This is a genomic window from Gordonia namibiensis NBRC 108229 (assembly GCF_000298235.1).
GTDB classification, from domain to species: Bacteria; Actinomycetota; Actinomycetes; order Mycobacteriales; family Mycobacteriaceae; genus Gordonia; species Gordonia namibiensis.
In genome coordinates this window covers 228,766-247,978 of the sequence record NZ_BAHE01000002.1, presented here as the reverse complement: position 1 = coordinate 247,978, position 19,213 = coordinate 228,766, and the positions used below count along the sequence as shown (strand labels likewise).

General features: G+C 66.5%; 20 protein-coding genes. 8 read left to right on the top strand and 12 right to left on the bottom strand.

Translation table 11 applies throughout. The features are described 5' to 3' along the window. Positions 1 to 22: 22 nt before the first annotated feature. On the bottom strand, positions 23 to 1,678 hold the full coding sequence (locus GONAM_RS01360; protein ID WP_006864979.1) for an alkaline phosphatase D family protein: 1,656 nt from the start codon (positions 1,676 to 1,678) through the stop codon (positions 23 to 25). Between the two features lie 127 nt (positions 1,679 to 1,805). On the opposite strand from GONAM_RS01360, the gene GONAM_RS01355 reads away from it, so the two are divergent. Continuing rightward, complete coding sequence (locus tag GONAM_RS01355; RefSeq protein ID WP_006864978.1) at positions 1,806 to 2,489, top strand: DNA alkylation repair protein; 684 nt, start codon at positions 1,806 to 1,808, stop codon at positions 2,487 to 2,489. 3 nt (positions 2,490 to 2,492) lie between these two features. Continuing rightward, the gene (locus GONAM_RS01350) at positions 2,493 to 3,242 is read left to right on the top strand and encodes a DUF2332 family protein (RefSeq protein WP_006864977.1); all 750 of its coding nucleotides are present in this window, start codon (positions 2,493 to 2,495) and stop codon (positions 3,240 to 3,242) included. Here the strand turns inward: GONAM_RS01350 and GONAM_RS01345 are convergent. Continuing rightward, entirely contained in the window at positions 3,156 to 4,448 is a 1,293-nt protein-coding gene (locus GONAM_RS01345; protein ID WP_006864976.1) for an MFS transporter, read from the bottom strand. The two genes, GONAM_RS01350 and GONAM_RS01345, sit on opposite strands and share 87 nt — an antisense overlap. Before the next feature lie 24 nt (positions 4,449 to 4,472). Here GONAM_RS01345 and GONAM_RS01340 point away from each other — a divergent pair, with 24 nt between their 5' ends. Beyond that, on the top strand, positions 4,473 to 5,054 hold the full coding sequence (locus GONAM_RS01340) for a TetR/AcrR family transcriptional regulator (RefSeq protein ID WP_006864975.1): 582 nt from the start codon (positions 4,473 to 4,475) through the stop codon (positions 5,052 to 5,054). Between the two features lie 41 nt (positions 5,055 to 5,095). Here GONAM_RS01340 and GONAM_RS01335 read toward each other — a convergent pair whose 3' ends face one another. From GONAM_RS01335 to GONAM_RS01315, 4 genes are all read right to left on the bottom strand, one after another. Further along, positions 5,096 to 5,968 carry a hypothetical protein gene (locus GONAM_RS01335; protein WP_006864974.1) on the bottom strand — a complete coding sequence of 291 codons (873 nt, stop codon included), beginning with the start codon at positions 5,966 to 5,968 and terminating at the stop codon, positions 5,096 to 5,098. Between the two features lie 147 nt (positions 5,969 to 6,115). Then, entirely contained in the window at positions 6,116 to 7,474 is a 1,359-nt protein-coding gene (gene gdhA / locus GONAM_RS01330; RefSeq protein ID WP_006864973.1) for an NADP-specific glutamate dehydrogenase, read from the bottom strand. 717 nt (positions 7,475 to 8,191) lie between these two features. Beyond that, positions 8,192 to 8,677, bottom strand: a complete 486-nt coding sequence (locus GONAM_RS01320; RefSeq protein ID WP_006864971.1) for a GreA/GreB family elongation factor — start codon at positions 8,675 to 8,677, stop codon at positions 8,192 to 8,194. Between the two features lie 35 nt (positions 8,678 to 8,712). Further along, positions 8,713 to 9,078, bottom strand: coding sequence for a hypothetical protein (locus GONAM_RS01315; RefSeq protein WP_167330262.1), 366 nt, complete (start codon positions 9,076 to 9,078; stop codon positions 8,713 to 8,715). Between the two features lie 498 nt (positions 9,079 to 9,576). On the opposite strand from GONAM_RS01315, the gene GONAM_RS01310 reads away from it, so the two are divergent. Then, positions 9,577 to 10,017: a hypothetical protein gene (locus GONAM_RS01310; RefSeq protein WP_245548548.1), complete on the top strand. Its 441-nt coding sequence runs from the start codon at positions 9,577 to 9,579 to the stop codon at positions 10,015 to 10,017. A 65-nt stretch (positions 10,018 to 10,082) separates the two neighbouring features. Here GONAM_RS01310 and GONAM_RS01305 read toward each other — a convergent pair whose 3' ends face one another. Beyond that, positions 10,083 to 11,084 carry an alpha/beta hydrolase gene (locus GONAM_RS01305; protein WP_006864968.1) on the bottom strand — a complete coding sequence of 334 codons (1,002 nt, stop codon included), beginning with the start codon at positions 11,082 to 11,084 and terminating at the stop codon, positions 10,083 to 10,085. Between the two features lie 298 nt (positions 11,085 to 11,382). Here GONAM_RS01305 and GONAM_RS01300 point away from each other — a divergent pair, with 298 nt between their 5' ends. Then, entirely contained in the window at positions 11,383 to 12,759 is a 1,377-nt protein-coding gene (locus GONAM_RS01300) for an NAD-dependent succinate-semialdehyde dehydrogenase (protein WP_006864967.1), read from the top strand. Positions 12,760 to 12,907: 148 nt separating this feature from the next. Here the strand turns inward: GONAM_RS01300 and GONAM_RS01295 are convergent, their stop codons facing one another. Then, positions 12,908 to 13,381 (bottom strand): winged helix-turn-helix transcriptional regulator, encoded by a 474-nt coding sequence (locus tag GONAM_RS01295; RefSeq protein ID WP_006864966.1) that lies wholly within the window; start codon positions 13,379 to 13,381, stop codon positions 12,908 to 12,910. A gap of 120 nt (positions 13,382 to 13,501) precedes the next feature. Between GONAM_RS01295 and GONAM_RS01290 the strand changes: the two genes are divergently transcribed. Next, a complete protein-coding gene (locus GONAM_RS01290; protein ID WP_006864965.1) occupies positions 13,502 to 14,674 on the top strand; it encodes an acetyl-CoA C-acyltransferase in 1,173 nt (390 codons plus the stop codon). Positions 14,675 to 14,694: 20 nt separating this feature from the next. On the opposite strand, the gene GONAM_RS01285 is transcribed toward GONAM_RS01290, so the two are convergent. Together GONAM_RS01285 and GONAM_RS01280 are read right to left on the bottom strand one after the other, a co-directional pair. Then, positions 14,695 to 15,441 (bottom strand): MBL fold metallo-hydrolase, encoded by a 747-nt coding sequence (locus GONAM_RS01285; RefSeq protein ID WP_006864964.1) that lies wholly within the window; start codon positions 15,439 to 15,441, stop codon positions 14,695 to 14,697. Positions 15,442 to 15,481: 40 nt separating this feature from the next. Further along, positions 15,482 to 16,174, bottom strand: coding sequence for an SDR family NAD(P)-dependent oxidoreductase (locus tag GONAM_RS01280; RefSeq protein WP_006864963.1), 693 nt, complete (start codon positions 16,172 to 16,174; stop codon positions 15,482 to 15,484). Between the two features lie 142 nt (positions 16,175 to 16,316). On the opposite strand from GONAM_RS01280, the gene GONAM_RS01275 reads away from it, so the two are divergent. Then, positions 16,317 to 17,189, top strand: coding sequence for a helix-turn-helix domain-containing protein (locus GONAM_RS01275; protein WP_040534939.1), 873 nt, complete (start codon positions 16,317 to 16,319; stop codon positions 17,187 to 17,189). 48 nt (positions 17,190 to 17,237) lie between these two features. On the opposite strand, the gene GONAM_RS01270 is transcribed toward GONAM_RS01275, so the two are convergent. Both GONAM_RS01270 and GONAM_RS01265 read right to left on the bottom strand, forming a co-directional pair. Next, positions 17,238 to 18,113: a cytochrome c oxidase assembly protein gene (locus GONAM_RS01270; protein WP_245548547.1), complete on the bottom strand. Its 876-nt coding sequence runs from the start codon at positions 18,111 to 18,113 to the stop codon at positions 17,238 to 17,240. Next, complete coding sequence (locus GONAM_RS01265; protein ID WP_006864960.1) at positions 18,041 to 18,595, bottom strand: DUF2243 domain-containing protein; 555 nt, start codon at positions 18,593 to 18,595, stop codon at positions 18,041 to 18,043. The genes GONAM_RS01270 and GONAM_RS01265 overlap by 73 nt, the downstream gene beginning before the upstream one ends. Before the next feature lie 158 nt (positions 18,596 to 18,753). Between GONAM_RS01265 and GONAM_RS01260 the strand changes: the two genes are divergently transcribed. Next, positions 18,754 to 19,029: a hypothetical protein gene (locus GONAM_RS01260; protein ID WP_006864959.1), complete on the top strand. Its 276-nt coding sequence runs from the start codon at positions 18,754 to 18,756 to the stop codon at positions 19,027 to 19,029. Positions 19,030 to 19,213: the final 184 nt, after the last annotated feature.

Below are 19,213 nucleotides of genomic sequence, written 5' to 3'. Positions count from 1 at the left end.
CATTTCGTAGAGAACGACGGCGCTATGTCCCCACGTTCTCTACCGATTCCCGGCCCGTCAGCGGCAGGTCGCTCGCCAGACGAAGGGTGCCGTTCAGATCGGGCTGCTCGAAGGTGACCCGCGCGTCCCGGCCGTCGACGATCAGGGACGCGATGGTGTTGCCGAACAGCGGGCCCACCTCGCTGTGCCATCGGACCGGGAGCTTCGGTGAACCGCGGAAGCTCGCCCAGCGTCGGACGACCCGCGCGATGCGCGGCGACCAGCCGAGGCGGAACACAGATTTCATGTACGGGGGAATGGCGTTGTGCACCGGCGAGCACACCAGTTGGAACACGGTCGCGCTCGTGGGTTCGTCGAATTCGGCTCGTGCGGCGTAGCTGTGGTGGACGTCGCCCGACAAGACACTGACCGTCGCCGGTCCGGTCGTCTCGGTGCCGAGCCGGGCGACATCGCTGATGATCCGACTCAATCGGGTGAAGGAATCGAAGAAGGCCGGCCAGTGTTCCAGATCGGCGCCCTGCCGGACCTTCTCGGCCAGTGTGCCGACCCAGCCGTCGTGCCGGGCCCCGATCTCGTCGAGGGTCTCGACGTCGCTCAGGACGGGCGGGAGCAACCACGGCAACGACGACCCGAGCACCAGGTGGTCCACCGACTCGATGTCGTCGTTCACCTGACGCTCGACCCAGTCGAATTCGTCGTCGCTCACCATCTTTCGTGCGCCGCCGGCGAGGATGCGGCCGTTGCGGGAGTCGATCATCGTCAGTCTGCTCGCACCGAGGTCCCAGCGAAAGCTGAACCGGATCCCCTTGACCCCGTCGGTTTCGGCGTCGGCACGGTCGGCGAGGTCGACCAGATACGGCCAGCAATCCCCGTCGATGTCCTTCACTGCGCGGTAGTCCTCGTAGGCGGCCAGCTCGGCAGGCGACAGGTTGCCCAGGTGCTGGTACACCCAGTACGACGCGAGTCCGGCCCGGATCCGGTCCCGCCACCACGGTTCGCTCTCCATCTCGCGGCGCCAGGTGTCCGAGGTGTTCCAGTCGTCGCGGATGTCGTGATCGTCGAAGATCATCGCGGTGGGGACGGTGGACAGAATCCAACGGATCTCCGGGTCGCCCCAGGTGTGCCGGTAGAGACCTTCGTACTCCTGAAAGCTCACCACCTCGTCGGACGGGCCGTTGGTCGCGGTTCTGGTCGCCTCGAGTTTCTCCTTGACCTGTGGGGTCAGCTCGTCGGCATAGACCTGATCGCCGAGCAGTATGAGCGTGTCCGGCCACGCCGCGACCGGCAGACGGCGCATGCGGACGGCGTAGCAATCCAACGCGTCGACGCCGAGTTTCCGGTCGATCCTGGGGTCCTCGGCCCGGGGGTATCGACAGGACCCGAAGACGAACCGGTGATGATGGGCGGACGCCGGACCCCGGGTGCGGATGACGCTGGGCGGGAAGGTCGAACTCGGCAGGGGCCACGCCCGGGAACCGTCGACGGTCACCGTGTACTCGATCGTCGTGTCCGGAATGAGTCCGGTGATCTCGACCAGGGCGTAGTGGTTTCCGAGCACCTCGAAGGTGCGCGCCCGGCTCCCGAGGATCTCGACCTCGGCCGGGGCCTCGGTCTGGACCCATACCAGCGCAGATGTCTCGTCGACGTGCCGCAGAATCGGTCCGAGTACCAAGGCCATTGCCCCAGCGTATGCCGCGCGGCCCTCGATCGTGGCGGTCTCCGCTGACGTGGACCGGGATCAGGTCCTGAGTGGGCGTCGTAGGCTGACGAACGGACGTACCGGGGCGAGGACGAGGTGGAGATCGATGACGAGCGGTACCGACCTGGATGCGACTGTCGCAGAGGTACTCGCCGAGCTGGCCGAGCTCGAGGACCCGAGGATTCGTGCGGTCAACGAAAAACACGGGGACGACCACGGGGTGAACCTGACCAAGCTGCGGGCTGTCGCCAAGCGACTCAAGACCCAGCACGATCTGGCACTCGCGCTGTGGGCCACCGGCGACACCGCGGCCCGGCTGGTCGCGCTGCTGATCTGTCGACCGAAGGCCTTCGATGCCGCGCAGCTCGACACGATGGTCCGCGAAGCCGCACGCCCCAAGGTGCACGACTGGCTGGTCAACTACGTGGTGAAGAAGAACGGGCACAAGGAGGAGCTGCGCCTCGCGTGGATGGACGACGCCGACGAGGCGGCGCTGAGCGCCGGATGGGCCCTCACGACCGAGCGGGTGGCCAAGAATCCCGACGGTCTCGACCTCGCCGAGCTGCTCGACACCATTGAGGCCGGCATGAAGGACGCCCCCGCACGCCTGCAGTGGGCGATGAACACCTGCCTGGCGACGATCGGCATCGAGCATCCCGAACACCGCACTCGCGCAATCGGAATCGGCGAGCGACTAAGGGTGCTCGAGGACTACCCGACATCGCCGGGATGCATCTCGCCGTACGCGCCGGTCTGGATCACGGAGATGGTCGCACGGCAGGAGGCCTGAGGCGTGCTCAGGCGGTCTGAGGACCACGCGGGTCGGTATGCAGTGCTCTATCCCGCCATCGCGGAGGTTGCCCGGCGCCTCGACGCCGAGTACCTCGGCCTGATCGACGTCGGACGGCCCCTCGGACTCAATCTCATCGTCGACCGTGTGGGGATCTCCTACGGCGGCGACCAGCATCTGGGCGATGCATCGTCGCCGGTGCAGGTGGACTGCTCGGTGGTGGGTGACGGTCGAGTACCGAGGACACCGCTGCCGGAGGTCGATGTACGAATGATCCTCGACCGTGCGCCGCTCGACGTTCGAGACCCCGGCGGCCGTGACCGGATTCGGCGGGCCGTCGCGGACGGGTCTGTTCTCGACGCCGAGATCGATCTGGCGAAAGTGATTTCGCCGGAACGTATCTCGGGAGATCCGATTTCCGTACTTCCGGAGGCGGTCACGAGTGTCCCGGATCGTGCTCTGCCCGTCATCCTCACGACGTGGTCGCTGTCGCGGTTCCCGCCGGAGAGGCGACGCCGCTTCGTTCATGCGATGGGGGAGACCTCCGCCGCACGGAAAGTTGCGTGGGTGTCCGTAGAGGGAGTCGGCGTCGCACCCACCATTCCGACTCTCGGGGACCGTCCGGCGTCGGGGCACAGCATCATCGGCGTCACCGTCTTCGAACCGTCAACGACACGGCTGCACTCCGAGGTCGCCGGCGACGCGCTCGGTCGGTGCTGGTCCCGCGGAAAGCTGTTGTCCTGGTTCGTCTGACGGCGCGCGCCCCGGCTCGACCATCGCATCCGCCTCCTCGGCATCTGCTCGGCGGACTGTCCGTTCGAGAGTCGACACGGCGATCGACAGCGCCGCGATCGCCGCGGCCACCACGAATGCGACGGCGTAACTCGCAGCGGTGATGATCGCGCCGAGGGCGGTGGCACCCACGGCCTGCCCGAACATCAACGCGATGAACAACAGTGCGGTGCCTGCTGCGGACCGAGTGGCGTCGATGGCCGAGGTCCAGGCGATGAGTGCCGACGTCGACGAGGTGAATCCCCACCCGAAGAACAGGCATCCGACGAGCGCGACCACCATCTGTCCCGGAGCCGTAGCGACGAGGAGGATGCCGACCGTCATCGTCGAGCAGCTGAGGATCCACGCGCACGTCGCGGTCCACTTCGCCAGCGGGATCGCGGATCCGGCCACGGCTGCGCCGCCGACCCCGATCATGATCCACGCGACGATCGTGCCGCGCTGCGACGAGCCGCCGGTGTCGACGAGGATCGCGCGGCCGTAGGTCCACATGGCGCTCGACGCCACACCCAACAGGACCGCGGCGGTCAGAGCCGTTCGGTGACGACGGACCCAGTCGACGGACAGGGCATCTCGTTGCTCATCCCGATCGGCCGAACCGGGCCGGTCGGCCGTCAGGAGAGCGATCGTGATGAACACGGTGATCCCGCCGATGACCGCCCAGGTCAGCCGCCACCCGGGAAGGAAGAGCAGGGCCAGCAGGCCGGCGCCGACGAGGCCGGGGCCGGTGCCGGAGTTGACCATGGACTGGCCCCGGTCGATACGTTCGGCGGGGAGATTGCGCCTGACGACACTCACCATCGCCGGTGACGCCAGTCCGGCCCCCACCGAGGCGATCACGGCGGAGATGCCGAAGACGACCAGATTCGCGGCCGCGGCCATGCCCCAGACGCCGCCGGCCGCAGTCGCCGTGGCGACGACGATCAACATACGTGGGCACCGTCGCCCGAACAGGAAACCGCACAGCGCGGCAAGGCAATAGACCAGTGACGACCCTGCGGAAATGTATCCCGCCCGGGCCGAGTCGAGGGCCAGATCTGTCTGGATGTCGGGCAGGAACAGCCCGTACGCGAGGCGCACGAGTCCGTAGGTCGCCGCGATGAACGCTATGCCGGTCACCACGACCAACCCCTCGCGCTCCGAACCAAACGAAAACGTGCGTTTCATATTTTCGATACTAGGCTGACGACCATGGGGATGCGCAAGAGCTCAGAGGAAAAACTGCTCGACGCAGTTGATGACCTGGTGTTCTCGCGCGGCATCGAGACGACGCCGGTCGACGCCATCCTCGCGCGTGCGGGCGTGTCGGCCGCGACGCTGTACCGGGGCTACCGCAGCAAGGAGGCGCTCGTCGCCGCCTCGCTCGAACGACGCCACGCACGGTGGCGCGAGGCATGGGGGAATGCGATCGCCGCCGCGACCGACGACGAGGGCCGGCTCCTCGCCATCTTCGACGCCATCGACGAGTTCGCCGCACGACCGGACGGCGCGCGATGGTGCGCGTTCCTCGGCACCGCGGCCGAGATGTCCGACCCGCCTGCCGAGATCGCCGAGGCCGTCACACGAGACACCGACTACATGCGGGACACCTTGCGCGACCTCGCCGCTCGTTTGCCGTGCCCGGACCCGGACCACCTCGCCGAACAGGTCCTTGTCGTCGTCACCGGCGAACTCGCGATGCGACTGCGGGACAACCCGTTACGTAAGTCGGCCCTAGGTCGGGAGATCGCCGGAACGCTCGTCACGATCGCGTGCACACCTGCCACGGACTGACTACCTATCGTCGTACCGCGACTCTCGTACGGGCGTGTGATTCACCGGAAGTACGAGGCGTACTTGCTGTAAGGCACCTGGCCGTTGGGGCTCGCCTTGATCGCGGCGGCCACCGGCGGCGGGATGGGAGCCCAGTAGGCGGGCATCGCGGCCGCGAGTGAGGGCTTGACGATGTAGAGCAGTGCAAAGTTCACGATCCAGAGCGGGGGAGCCATCGACATCCCGACGGTGCTTGTCGCTCCCGCCTTGGTGTTCGTCACCAACTGCGCGGTTCCCGACATCTGTTGCGCGACAAATCCGAACGGGACTTCGACGGTGTACGCCGACCGATAGAGTGCGGCCAGTGTGTCGAGCGCTCCGTTGTTCCGCAGCCAGGTGCCGACGTAGCCGCCGGGGGCGATCAGTGAATTGACCTGTCGCGTCGGCGCACTCGCATTCGCCGGACTCTGCAGCATGCCCTGCTTGTTCACGTACAGGCCGTAGCTGCCGACGACGGAGTCGCTGAACATCGGGCGACCCCTGGTGTTGGTCAGGATGAGCAGGCAGGCGTCGATGATCTTCGCGGCATCACGGCTGCCGCCGACCCCGCCGCCGGTCAGCAGTGCACGGTACTGCTGTTCGGACAGAGCGTCTTTCGGCGACAAGCCGATGGCGGCGGCCACCCGATTGGCGGCCGCGAGACCGAGTGGCTGGTTCAGTTGCGCCGGGTTGGTGAGCTTGGGTGGCGCGACGCGCTCGAAGGCCGGGGCGCCCGAGAACGGGAGATCGAAACCGGTTGGACTCGCCGGGGCCGCCGCTGCTCTCGGAGCGATCCCGACTGTGAGAACAACCGCCGCAACCACTGCGAGGACCACGGCAACGGGTCCGGATCGCAGCGGCACGCCCGGGTGACGGGGAGAGACCTCGATATCCATGGGGACCTGCCAATCGCGCGGACCTGTGAGAGTTGGCTCAGTGAAACCCGTGGTCACCGAGGTGTCAATAGTCCGCGCGGCCGACAGCGTCGACGAAAAAGGCCGCCGGTTCGCGGGTGAGCTCGCGAACCGGCGGCCGATCCGGGGTCAGATCAAGCCGAGAGCCAGCATCGCGTCGGCGACCTGGGTGAAGCCCGCGATGTTCGCGCCCATCACATAGTTGCCGGGAACGCCGTACTCCTCGGCGGTGTGCAGGCAGTGATCGTGAATGGAGGTCATGATCTCGGAGAGGCGCTCCTCGGTGTAACCGAAGCTCCACGAGTCGCGAGATGCGTTCTGCTGCATCTCGAGTGCGCTCGTCGCCACGCCGCCGGCGTTCGCCGCCTTACCGGGCGCGAAGCTGACGCCCGCTTCGCCGAAGATGCGCACTGCCTCGGGGGTGCAGGGCATGTTGGCGCCCTCGGCGACGACGCGGACACCGTTCTTGACGAGCTGTGCGGCATCGGCGCCGTTCAGCTCGTTCTGCGTTGCGCACGGGATCGCGATGTCCGTGGGCACGTTCCACAGCGAGCCGTTTGTGACCAGCCGCGCCGAGGAACGGGCGTTCACATAGTCACCGATGCGCCCCCGCTGGACGTTCTTGATCTCCTTGAGGAGTTCGAGGTCGATGCCGGCTTCGTCGACGACGTACCCGCTCGAATCCGAGCAGGCGACGACGCGGCCACCGAGTTGTTGGATCTTCTCGATGGCGAAGATGGCGACGTTGCCCGAACCGGAGACGACGACCGTCTTGCCGTCGAGCTTGTCGTCGGCTGCGGCGAGCATGTCGCGGACGAAGAAGACCGCGCCGTACCCGGTGGCCTCGGTGCGCACCTGCGAACCGCCCCAGGCGAGCCCCTTGCCGGTCAGGACGCCGGATTCGTACCGGTTGGTGATGCGCTTGTACTGGCCGAACAGGTAACCGATCTCGCGGCCGCCCACGCCGATGTCGCCCGCGGGTACGTCGGTGTACTCACCGATGTGGCGGTAGAGCTCGGTCATGAAGGACTGGCAGAACCGCATGATCTCGAGATCCGACTTGCCCTTGGGGTCGAAGTCGGAACCGCCCTTGCCGCCACCGATCGGCAGCCCGGTCAGTGCGTTCTTGAAGATCTGCTCGAAGCCGAGGAACTTGACCACACCGAGGTAGACGCTGGGGTGGAAGCGCAGGCCGCCCTTGTAGGGGCCGAGTGCCGAGTTGAACTCGACGCGGAATCCGCGGTTGACCTGTACCTGGTTCTGGTCGTCGATCCACGGCACGCGGAAGATGATCTGCCGCTCGGGTTCGGTCAGACGCTTGATGATGCCGGCGTCGGCGTAGTGCGGGTGCTTGGCCAGGACGGGTCCGAGGCTGTCGAAGACCTCACGAACGGCCTGGTGGAACTCGGCCTCTCCGGGGTTGCGCGCAACCACCTGTTCGTACAGATCGCTGATCTTCTCGTCGAGCACGGCCACGGCGGCCACCACTTCCTTGTTCGATTCGTGCGGAACGCCGGTGCACCCCGAATCGGGTCACCGCCAACCCGCAGCCTATCGAGCGACAGGAAACATGTGTGAATCAGTCCGACGCCGCGCCCAGGCGACGATCGCCGTGAGATTCCTGGCAGATCGCTCCGACGTGCTCATCACGAGATAGAAAGTGGAGGTCAGAGCGTTTCCGTTGACGGCTGCCTCGTAGCCGGCGACGCGTGCGACGTGCCGGGCACGTTCTCGTGCGATCTCGGTCTCATCGGGTCTCGATGCTTCGGCGACCACCAGCAATCCGAGCCTGCGGGCGTTCGACGCGGCGATCGACACCGCGTCTATCAGTTCGTCCTCCTGTCGTCGTTCGAGTCGACGGCCCCGCCAGTCCCACCACCTGCGCCGCGGCCGAGGTGCGCGACCCAGCACGGCGATACACGACCTCGCCCCGGCCGTCATCCGTCGCTCCGGGACGGTGTCGCGGACCCTCGGCCCACCAAACCCGGGGTCCACGATCTCGATGTTCAGCCCTCGGTTCCGGAGGGTTCGGCACAGCCTGGTGGTCAGCGCGCCCGGTCGGGCGATGACGACCACCTCGGCTGTCGCAGTCGGGTTACGAGCCGGCGGCTGCGGCCGGCTCGTCCGGACCTCGGCCGACCCGACGACGGCTCTCACCGGGGCACCGCCGGACGACCGCGACCCCGGATGCACCGCCACGTTGCGTCAGAGAAGCTCGATCCGGTGGTCTTTCACCGCGACCGTGCTCTTCTGCCCGTTCGGCAGCAGATAGGTCCGGACATCGCCGACGTCGGCGCCCAGCACCGCACGCCCGAGCGGTGAGTCGGGCGAACACACGTCCATACCCACCAGGGCGTACTGCTCCGGAGCTCCCACCAGAAAGGTGGTGACGTCGGCTGGATCGTGATCGAAGACAACGGTGACGACCGAACCGACCTGGACGGTGCCGTCTGCTGACGGTTCGGCATCTGCCGTGGACAGCGCGGCGTACAGCTGCGCCAGACGCCGGTCGAGCGATTCGAGACGCTCAAGGGCGCGATGGTAGGCGTCGTTGTTGTCCAGATCGCCGGCGGCGCGATGATCGAGGACCTCGGCACTGACGACGGCTCGATCGCGAATCTCCGCGGCCAGCTGACGCTCGAGCACATCGCGGGTCAGGGGCGTTGTCGGGACAGGTGCTGCGGTGGTCATCGTTGCTTCCTCTACTAGGTGGCGAGATGTCGGCGTCAGGACGTCGCGATCAGGGACCTTGCGCGGAGCTCGAGCATCGGGTGGCGAGCCGCGATCTCTGCGCGTGAGATGTGGTCCGGGTCGGTGCTGAGGGTGAGAATCCAGGGCACCGATTCCGCAGCTCCTCCCGGCGGCGAATCGACTCCCGAATCCGAGTCCCAGGGGTCGAGCTCGAGGTCGGCGAGAATGTCCCGCGACAGGCTCTCCAGCTTCGACTCCGTCAGCCGGCCCGAAGGATCCGCGAAGGCGAAGCAGATGTCCTTGCCCACCGGCACGCCGAAGTCGTCGACGTCGTTTTCTCGATGCCACTGCCGACGCAGGAGCCGGGAGTCGGAATCCTCGACGACAAGCGAATACTTCACCGTTTTCGGAAAAGCGTTGAATGCGCGTGAAGACGCTTGATCGAGAAACTTCCTCACCCGACTCTTCGATGCGCAGACCCGGATACGACACTCCATGACAACCGCTTGCACGGCGACTCTTCCTTCCACTGAAAACCGGCCGGTCGGGCCGGTGACACGGACTCTAGCCGAAAAAAATATAAAAGCCAGTCGGCTTCCTTCCTGGGCCTGCTCTACTTCGAAAGCAACTGCGGTGCAGGTTATTAAGTGACACCCAGTGCTGCGGAGCGGTAGAGACGAGCCGCGATGGGCGGCGACTGGACTTTTATTTTTTCTGGGCTATGGTCACGGAGGTGAGTGGGTCTCCAACCTCACTTCATCATTCATGTCAGCGAGGAATCATGGCAGAAAAGAATTCCAGTTCGAAAAAACGGCGCCAAGAATTGAAATTGAGGCGCGAGAAGAAGCGTGCGAGCGAAGACAGCTCGATCATCCGAAAACGGAAGAATGTGGGATGACGTGGAACAGAACACGCATCTCGCAGAGGTCCTCACCTATCTCCACGACCGTTTCTCGACGCTGGCCGCGGTCGAGCGGCCGCAGTCCGAGCTGCTTCGGGGATTCCGGGCAGGCATGACATTCGCTCGCGTCTGCGTCCTCGACGAGATCACGACCGAGTCTCTCCGTCCCGACGCGTTCGTCGGCGCAGCTGTGGTCTCAGGGGGTCTGCGCCGGGACTTCGACATCATCCAGGGACTCCTGGATCGTCTCGATCGGGAGGGGCGGTGGGCCGCCGACGCCGACGACAGCGAGTTCCGGGTCGGTTACCACGCCGCGTTGGGAATAGCCCGCCATCACCTCCAGGTGGCTCGCCGGACACTCGACCTCCGGCAGGCACCGGCCGGAGTGCATCGGCCGGTCCGCAGCCGATCCCGACGAGCTGCGCTCACCGCCGGATAGTCACACCTGTGCGTGGGACCGGGCGCGACGCGCCCGGTCCCACGCACAGTTCTGGGCAGACCCTGTCAGCGTGGAACGCCGAGTCCCCTGGCGATGGTCGGCCACGCACGGTGTAGGTCTTCGTTCCAGTAGCCCCAGGAGTGCAGTCCGGATCTGAAGTCGTAGGTGACCTTGACGCCTGCGGCATCGGCCCGGCGCTTGAAACTCTGTGTGCACTGGAGAACAACACCTTCGAGTACACCGCCCACCGGGGAGGCGAGGCCGGCGATTCCCAGCGACGGATCGGGCAGGCCGTTGCCGACGGCGACGTAGACCGGCTTGCCCTTCAGCGCGTCCACGTGAGCGGCCGGATTGTGGTCGTCCCACGTCGAGTGGCCCACCGGGCCCCACATGTTGTCGGGGTTGCCGCCTCGGGTCGACACCGACGCGGCCGTGGCCTGACGGTACTCGGGAGCGCCCTGGTCGAGGCAGCCGCTGAACGCTGCCACACCGCGATAGAGGTCGGGGTGACGGACGGCGATCGACATCGCGCCCAACGCGCCCATCGACAGCCCCCCGATGACATTCCGGCCGTTGCCGTTGAAGCGTTTGTCGATCAGCGGGGGCAGCTCCTTGGTCAGGAACGTCTCCCATTTGTTCCGTCCCAGAACAGGATCCGGTTTCTGCCAATCGGTGTAGTAGGCGGCCATCCCGCCGATGGGCATGACCACGTTGACCGGTTTGTCCGCCATGAACTTCACGATGTCGGTCTGGAACGTCCAACCGCTCTGCGTGTAGTTGGTGTAGATGCCGCCGTCGATCCCGTCGAGGAGGTACAGAGTCGGGCGGGGCTTCTCACGGTCTCGGGGGAGTAGCACGCTGACACGGACGGGTCGCTCCATCGCGGCCGAATAGACCGTCACGGTCGAACGCGTCGGCGTCGTCGGCGACACGGACAGCACGCGTGACACCTCACGACTCGACCCATCGCTCGGCGCAGCGGCGACCGACCCCCCGACGGTCAGACTTCCGGTCACGGCGACGACACCCGCGCATGCGAGGACGACGGCTCTCTGCCAGATCGACATTTCTCCCCCTACTGCTTTCCGACGGTGCGCCCCCACGCTCCGCGTCGGCGATATCCGCTCAATCATGTACTAGACGTCGCCGACCCGCCGAGGTTTGGGACGAGTGTCCGCGTGTTCGCGACCTGGGTTTCACCGAGTTTCGTCCGAACGGAGGAGCGCGGCGTGGCGAGCGGGCCCGCGGTGTTCGTGTTTGCGCCGAGGTCGCGCGGGTACCCGTTCGAGACTCGGGCTGCGCCCCATCGTGTGGGCCCATCAACGCAGCCGACCAGAACCACCGACATCGGAAGGACGGTTCTCTGTGAGCACCTACGTCACCGCGAATCCCACCACAGGCGTCACGGATCGGGAGTTCCCCGGACTCGCCGACAACGAGATCGACGGACTCGCGGCACGATCGCTCGAAGCCTTCGAGAGCTGGCGACGCACCGACGTCGCGGAGCGTGCGGCCATCCTGTCCCGGACCGCGGACCTGTACGAGAAGCGGGCCGACGAACTGGCATCGACGATCACGACCGAGATGGGCAAGCCGGCCAAGGAGGCGGCAGGTGAGGTGCAGCTCGCCGCCGACATCTACCGCTGGTACGCCGAACACGGCCCGGATCTCCTGGTCAGCGAGGAACTGGATCCCCAGGGCGCCGAGTCGTCGATCGTCCAGACGGCGCCGATCGGACCGCTGGTCGGTGTGATGCCGTGGAACTACCCCTACTACCAGGTGGCCCGATTCGCTGCTCCGAACCTGTTGGCCGGTAACACCGTCATCCTCAAGCACGCATCGATCTGCGCGGCATCGTCGGCGCTGATGGCCGAGATCCTGCACGATGCCGGGGTGCCGGACGATGTCTATGCGAACGTGTACGCGAGCAGCGGCCAGGTCGCGGAGCTTCTGGCGCATCCAGCCATCCGCGGGGTGTCGCTGACCGGCAGCGAGGGAGCCGGCGCAGCCGTGGCCAAGGTCGCCGCCGAGAACCTCAAGAAGTCGGTCCTCGAGCTGGGCGGCTCGGACCCGTTCATCCTGCTCGACTCCGCCGACATGGACCGAACCACCACGATCGCCGCGCGGGCCCGCCTGTCGAATGCGGGACAGGCCTGCAACTCGCCCAAGCGGTTCATCGTGCTCGAGGAGCTCTACGACGACTTCGTGCAAGGACTCGTCGAGAAGTTCGAGGCGACGAAGGTGGGGGACCCGGGTGACTCGTCCACGCGTATGGGGCCGCTGTCATCGATCTCGGCGCGCGACACCGTCGCCGACCAGGTCAAGACCGCGGTCGACCAGGGTGCGACGCTACGGACCGGCGGCGCTGTGATCGATCGCGACGGCGCTTTCTTCCAGCCGACCGTGCTGACCGACATCACGCCCGACATGGACGCATACTCCGAGGAGATCTTCGGCCCGGTGGCCATGGTGTACAAGGTGTCCTCGGCGGAGGAGGCCGTGGCGTTGGCCAATGATGTGGAGTTCGGTCTGAGTGGGTCGGTGTGGAGCACCGACACCGCGAAGGCCGAGGAGGTCGCCGACCGGCTCGAGGTGGGCATGGCCTACGTGAACGAGCACGGCACCACCCTGCCGGGCCTGCCGTTCGGCGGCGTCAAGCGTTCGGGTTACGGCCGTGAACTCGGACGCTGGGGCCTGGGCGAATTCGTCAACACCAAGCTGCGGCGCACGGCAGCGAAGTAGGTCGCCGGGCCCGCGGAAGTTTGGACAAGACCGGGGGTTCCTGTAAGCGTCCCGGCCTCTGGTTCAACAAGCGGGTTACAGCACCGCGTGAACGTGAGCCCGAGACTATCAGGTGGATCCGTCTTGCGACGAATCCGTGACCGGGCGCTCAGCGCACCGAGCGGTTGACCCTCACCTCGACATCCTCGGGGTCGAGGGTCTTCTGCTCGCCCGTCACCACCCCGACCCGAACCGGACTGTGGGACGCGTCGGTGACCGTTAGCGGTGCGCCGTCGGGCTGGAGATGGTCATTGCCCCACTGCCAGAGCGACATGACAACCGGGAAGAGATCCCGGCCCATGGCGGTGAGCAGATACTCGTAACGGACCCGCTGGCCAGGCTCTTGATAGGGCACCTTCGTGAAGACACCCGCCTCGGTGAGCTCCTTCAACCGGGCCGACGCGACCGCATCGGTGATGCCGACACGGCGGGCGAACTGGTCGAACCGGGTCGCGCCGTAGAACGCCTCGCGCAGGATCAGGATCGCCGATCGGGTGCCGACCAGCTCGACCGCCTTGGCGATCGAGCAGTGCGTCGCCTCCCACCGGTCACGTTCCGCGAGCGGTCCCACCAACTTCATCATGTGATCCATCCTACCCTGGCTTGACAGAACCATAGTCAGGGCGTAGATCTCTGACTATGGCCGACAAAAGTCAGCCACCTGCGGATCGTCGGCGACGATCCACCTAGATGGAGGTCAGACATGGCAACTGCAGTCATCGTGGACGCGGTGCGCACTCCGATCGGGAAAGGGAAGCCCTCGGGTGGGCTGCACGACATCCATCCGGTCGACCTTCTCGCACACAGTCTCCGGGCGATCGTCGACCGCACAGGCATCGATCCCGCGGAGATCGACGACGTCATCACCGGAGTCGTCAGTCAAGTGGGTGAGCAGAGCTTCAACATCGCACGGCGTGCCCTGCTGGCGGCGGGCTATCCGGAGTCGGTACCCGGTGTGTCGATCGACCGCCAGTGCGGCAGCGGACAGCAGGCGATCGCGTTCGCCGCCCAGGGGGTCATCGCGGGCACCTACGACGTGGTCGTGGCCGCGGGAGTCGAATCGATGTCTCGGGTGCCGATGGGCTCGGCCGCGGTGGGGGCGTCGGACCTGAACGGTGTCGCGTTCGACGACCGCTACCCGGATGGACTTGTCGGGCAGGGCATCTCCGCCGAACTGATCGCCGCGCGATGGGACATCTCCCGCACCGCGATCGACGAGTTCTCCCTGCGCGCACACGAACTGGCGGCGCAGGCGACCAAGAACGGGTTGTTCGACGCCGAGCTCGCACCGATCGCCGGGTTGACCGCCGACGAGGGGATTCGGGTGGGCAGCACCCTCGAGAGTCTGGGTGGCCTCCGACCCGCGTACTACGACGAGGCGATCGCGCAGCGGTTCCCCGAGATCGACTGGAAGATCACCGCCGCCAGTGCCAGCCAGATCAGCGACGGGTCGGCCGCCGTCCTCGTCATGAGCGAGGAGAAGGCGGCGGAGTTGGGACTGCGCCCGCGGGCACGGGTCCACACGATCGCGGTGGCCGGCGACGATCCGCTCCTGATGCTCACCGCCATCATCCCGGCGACCCGGAAGGTGCTCGCGCGCAGCGGACTCGACCTGGACGACATCGACCTGTTCGAGGTCAACGAGGCCTTCGCGCCGGTCGTACTGGCCTGGGCCCAGGAGCTCGGCGTCGACCTGGACAAGGTGAACGTCAACGGCGGGGCGATCGCCCTCGGTCACCCGCTGGGAGCCAGCGGAGCCCGACTTGCCACCACCGGCCTGAACGCCCTCGAGCAACGGGGTGGGCGGTACCTGCTTCAGACGATGTGTGAGGCAGGCGGTCTCGCGAACGCGACGATCTACGAACGTCTCGACTGAGTAGGGCGGACCGACCGGTGTCAGCTGTCGGTGTGGCGGGCGCGCTCCACGGCCGCCGCCACACCGTGGTGCCACGGGACGCCGTGCCCGGGCAGGACGGACTTCGCGCCGGTGCTCGCGAGGGCGTCGAGCGATGCTCGGTTCCGCTCTAGGTCGGCGGTCGCGGACCCGGCGATCAACCGGGGCCCGTGTGCCCCGGTGTAGGGGTCGAGGGTGACCAGTGCGTCGCCGGAGATCACCGCGTCGCGGTCGGGGAAGTGCAGGGAGACGTGGCCGAAGGTGTGTCCAGGGGTCGGCACCACCGTGGCCTTCCCCGGGAGTTCGGCGGCTTCGCCGAAGGTGGACACCTGGGCCTCGTCGACTCCGCGGACCTGGAAGGCTCCGGCTGAAGCCATGCGGCCGAGCAGTTTCCACGATGGCGGGTTGCGCAGCGGAACCCCGAACCGGGTGGCGTTCTGGTGCGCGTACCGATAGGGATGAGCTGCGAGCCACGCGTCGTCGTGATGGATGTGCACCGGTATGCGCCAGTGTTTGGCCAGGCGCCGTGCGGTGCCCACGTGATCGAAGTGCCCATGGGTGATGATCAGCGCGGACACCGCATCGACGTCGCGACCCAGGTGATGGATCGCGTCGACCAGGGGCCCGTACGAGCGGGGCAGTCCGGCGTCGACGAGCACCAGTCGGTCGCCGTCCTCGACCAGGTACTGGTTGGTGTACGCGTGTTCGAGGCGATGGATTCCGGGTGCGACATCGCGTTGGAAGACCATGTCTCAGCGTAACCCCGTTGACCGGCCTCCAAACCCGCCATCACCAGGGGAGGATTCCGTTCTCGTCCTGCAGGGTTCCGGTCGGTCCGTCGGGGCCGATCGTCGCCAGGCGCACGACGGTACGTGCACTGTCCTCGGCGGGCCGTCCGCCGGTCATTCCGGTCGAGGCCGTCATGTCGGTCGCGGTGAAGCCGGGTTCGACCGCGTTGAACTTGATCGCCGGTTCGGCCTTCGAATACTGGAGCGTGAGCATCGTCGCCGCGGATTTCGACGCCGCGTACAGCGTGGCGGTCAAACCGTGTTCGGGACGATCGGGGTTCGTCACCGCCCAGAACGATCCGGCACTGCTGGACACCGTGACGACCCGTGGGTGATCGGATTCGCGGAGCAGTGGAAGTGCCGCCTCGGTGACCCGGACGATGCCCACGGCGTTGGTGTCGAAGACCCGCGCGGCGGTCGGACCGTCGACGATCCAGTCCCCGGAGATTCCGGCATTGTGCACCAGTACGTCGAGGCGTCCCTCGAGAGCGTCGATCCGGGCGAGCGCGCCGGCGACCGACGAATCGTCGGTGACGTCGAGTTGCACGAACCGCGCACCGGCTTCGGCGGCGGCCTTCTCACCCCGCTCGGTGTCGCGCGCGCCGATGTAGACGGTGTGTCCGAGCCGGGTCAGCCGGCGGGCCGTCTCGAAACCGATTCCCTTGTTGGCCCCGGTGATGAGCGTGACTGTCATGAGTGGATCCCTTCCGTCTGTGCCCGAGGTGGGCCGTGTCGTCGACGCTATGGATGCGCCGCGCGATTCGGCAGTGCTCCGGCTGTCCCAGGGTGTGGCAGGACCCCCTTTCATCCGCGCGGCTCGACCTAGGCTGAATGGCATGACCAACCGGCCCAACACGCTCGGCGAGTATCTGAAGGCTCGCCGCGGGCTCGTGACACCGGAAGAGGCGGGCATCCCCGACATGGGGGTGCGACGCGTGCCGGGTCTGCGACGCGAGGAGGTCGCGATGCTCGCGGGGATCAGCGCGGACTATTACCTGCGCCTGGAGCGCGGCCGCGACCGGAACCCGTCGACGCAGGTCCTCGAGTCGCTGGCGCGGGTCCTTCAGCTCAACGACGACCACGTCGCCTATCTGCTGTCGTTGGTCGGTGATCAACCCCGACGACCCCGCCGACGTGCTCGCAAAGAGGTTGTGCCGGTGGGCGTTCAGAAACTGGTGGAGAGCCTCGGTCAGCCCGCGTACGTCGAGGGCCGCTACTTCGACATCCTGGTCGCCAACGCCTCGGCGACGGCGCTGTCGCCGCGGTTCGCAGTGGGGCGGAACCAACTTCGGGACATGTTCCTGGAACCCGCCGATCAAGCCCTGTACCCGGACTGGCGGAACTCGACGCGATGCTTGATCGGCAACCTGCGTCGAGCGGTCGGCACCGACGTCGACGACCCGCGGTTCGTCGAGCTGGTGGGCGAGTTGTCCCTTGCGAGTCCGTGGTTCCGCGAACTCTGGGCACGGCACGACGTCAAGGCCCAGTTCGGCGCCCCGATGCAGTTCGATCATCCGACGGTCGGGGAGATGACGCTGTACCGGGAGCGGATGAGCATCGACGGGACACCGGGGCTCGAACTCGTCATCTTCCATCCGGAACCGGGTAGCGCAGACGCCGAGAAGCTGGCTCTGCTGTCGTCGGCGACTTTGCCGGTGTCGAGTCGAGAACCGAAGGTGGACCGACCAGATCGCTCAAATCTCACCTAGTGAAACGGGTGCAATTTTGTCCGGCCGGTGGCACAAACTGCCTTGAAATCACCCGGGGACGGCCTGCGTCGCTGGGCGGCCCCGGTTCTCGGCCGTCCCGCGATGGTCCGGCCGCCAGGTGAGTAGGAGCGCCAAGGCCAGCAGGATCTCGGCGATGTCGCCCCAGTAGTACATGAGGGTGCCGCCGGTCCGGAGCTCATCCGGCGGAGCGTCGACGGCGACGAACAGGCCGGCGTAGATCAGTTGCGCGACGACGGCGTGCCCGAGAACCGCGACACCGAGAACCACGATCCGCATCCGCACCGATGGGCGGTCCGGCCCCGGGTCGGGGCCGGCGATCATCCAGGCGAACAGATAACCGGAGATGAAGAAGTGCGCGTGGATCGCTGCATGCACTGCGGCATGATCGTCGGCGATGGTGAACAGTGGCGTGAAGTAGAGCGCAACCAATCCGCCGATGACCGCGGTGAGCAGGAATGCGGGGTGTGTGAGGATGCGGGCCGGCCGGGATCTGAGCAGATGCACCAGCGGCCGGGTCGTCGATGGTGACGCGGTCCGTAGGAGCAGCGTCATGGGTGCGCCCAGGACGAGGCCCAGCGGAGCGAACATGCCGAGCAGGAGGTGGCCGATCATGTGGTCTGGAAATGATTCGGATATGCTGGGCCGCAACGCAAATCCCAGCAGGATCAGCCCGACGAGGAAGCTCGCGGTGCGCCAGTGGTTCCATCCGCGCGGCTCCCGGTGGCACCGGCGTGCGGCTACGAGGTAGATCGCTGCGGCGAGGACGAGGACCGTCATCGCCGCCAGGGCACCGGCGGACATCGCACCGGGTTCTGCCTGGTGGGCGACGTTCACGACGACGCCGAGGTGTGCTGCTTCGCCGGCGGCGTCGCGCGTGGTGCGGCAGATCGCTGTAGTGCCCATCCGGCCAGCACGAGGACCGCGCCCAGGATCAGAAAGCCGATGTCCCACAGAGTTTGGTCGTCCCCGGTGCGGACGTGGTGGATACCGAGGATGTGGTGATCGACGATCCCTTCGACGAGGTTGAACAGACCCCACCCGACCAGAACCCAACCCCACAGTGCGCGAGAGGTCCACAATCGTTGCCGGGATCGGGTGACACGCGAATACAGCAGCGCGAGCCCGACGAGCACGGCGAGCCAGGTGAAGGCGTGAAACAGTCCGTCCCAGAGGGTGTTGATCTCGAGGCCGTGCACGGTGTCGGCAGGGTAGTGGTCGAGTCCGATGCGGTCGCTGTCCGTGCTCGTCAGCATGTGATGCCACTGCAGGATCTGATGAAGAAGGATTCCGTCGATGAACCCGCCCAACCCGACGCCGAGAACCACCCCCGGCAGGGCGAGGGACTGCGCCGAGACTCGATCTGACCGTGTGCCGTTGCTGTTCACCGTTGGCCTCCCACAGAAGTTTGTGTGCGCGGAGTCGAATACCCCGGAGGTGAAGGACGTCAAACGCCTACGCACACGCCGCGACCCCTCGGCGATCTCCGACGGCTGTCCGAGGCGACGAGCGGCACGCGCTTCGCCTCGCTCACCGGGACTCGGACGTGGCCACGTCGGCGATCGAGGAATTCGGATTCAGCCGACTCGAGGCGATCTACCGCCAGTGCATCACCGATGCGCAGAACAGCGGCGAGATCGATTCTGCGGCAGACGCACACGCACTTGCGGCCTGCTTCGTGGCGGTCACCCGAGGTATGGAGGTCCTGGCGAACGGCGGAGTGGACCGGACGGAGCTGACGGCGATCGCGGTGACCTCGCTCGCTGCGCCGCCGGTGACCTGCGACGATGTCGAGGGCAGCGGTGCGTCCGCAGTTAGTTAGCCGAAATGTGTGTCGGTACTGCGAATTTCGTCGCACTGGCACCGTTGGGGGTGTACGGGTCGTAAGACCGGAGTCGTAGGCGAAGACACTGACTTCCGGGGTTCCACGCTCGTCGACAGGTGACTATCCTTTGTCCCGAGGCACCTCGGAAACCGAAGGTGGTGCTCGGATGACGACGAGCATG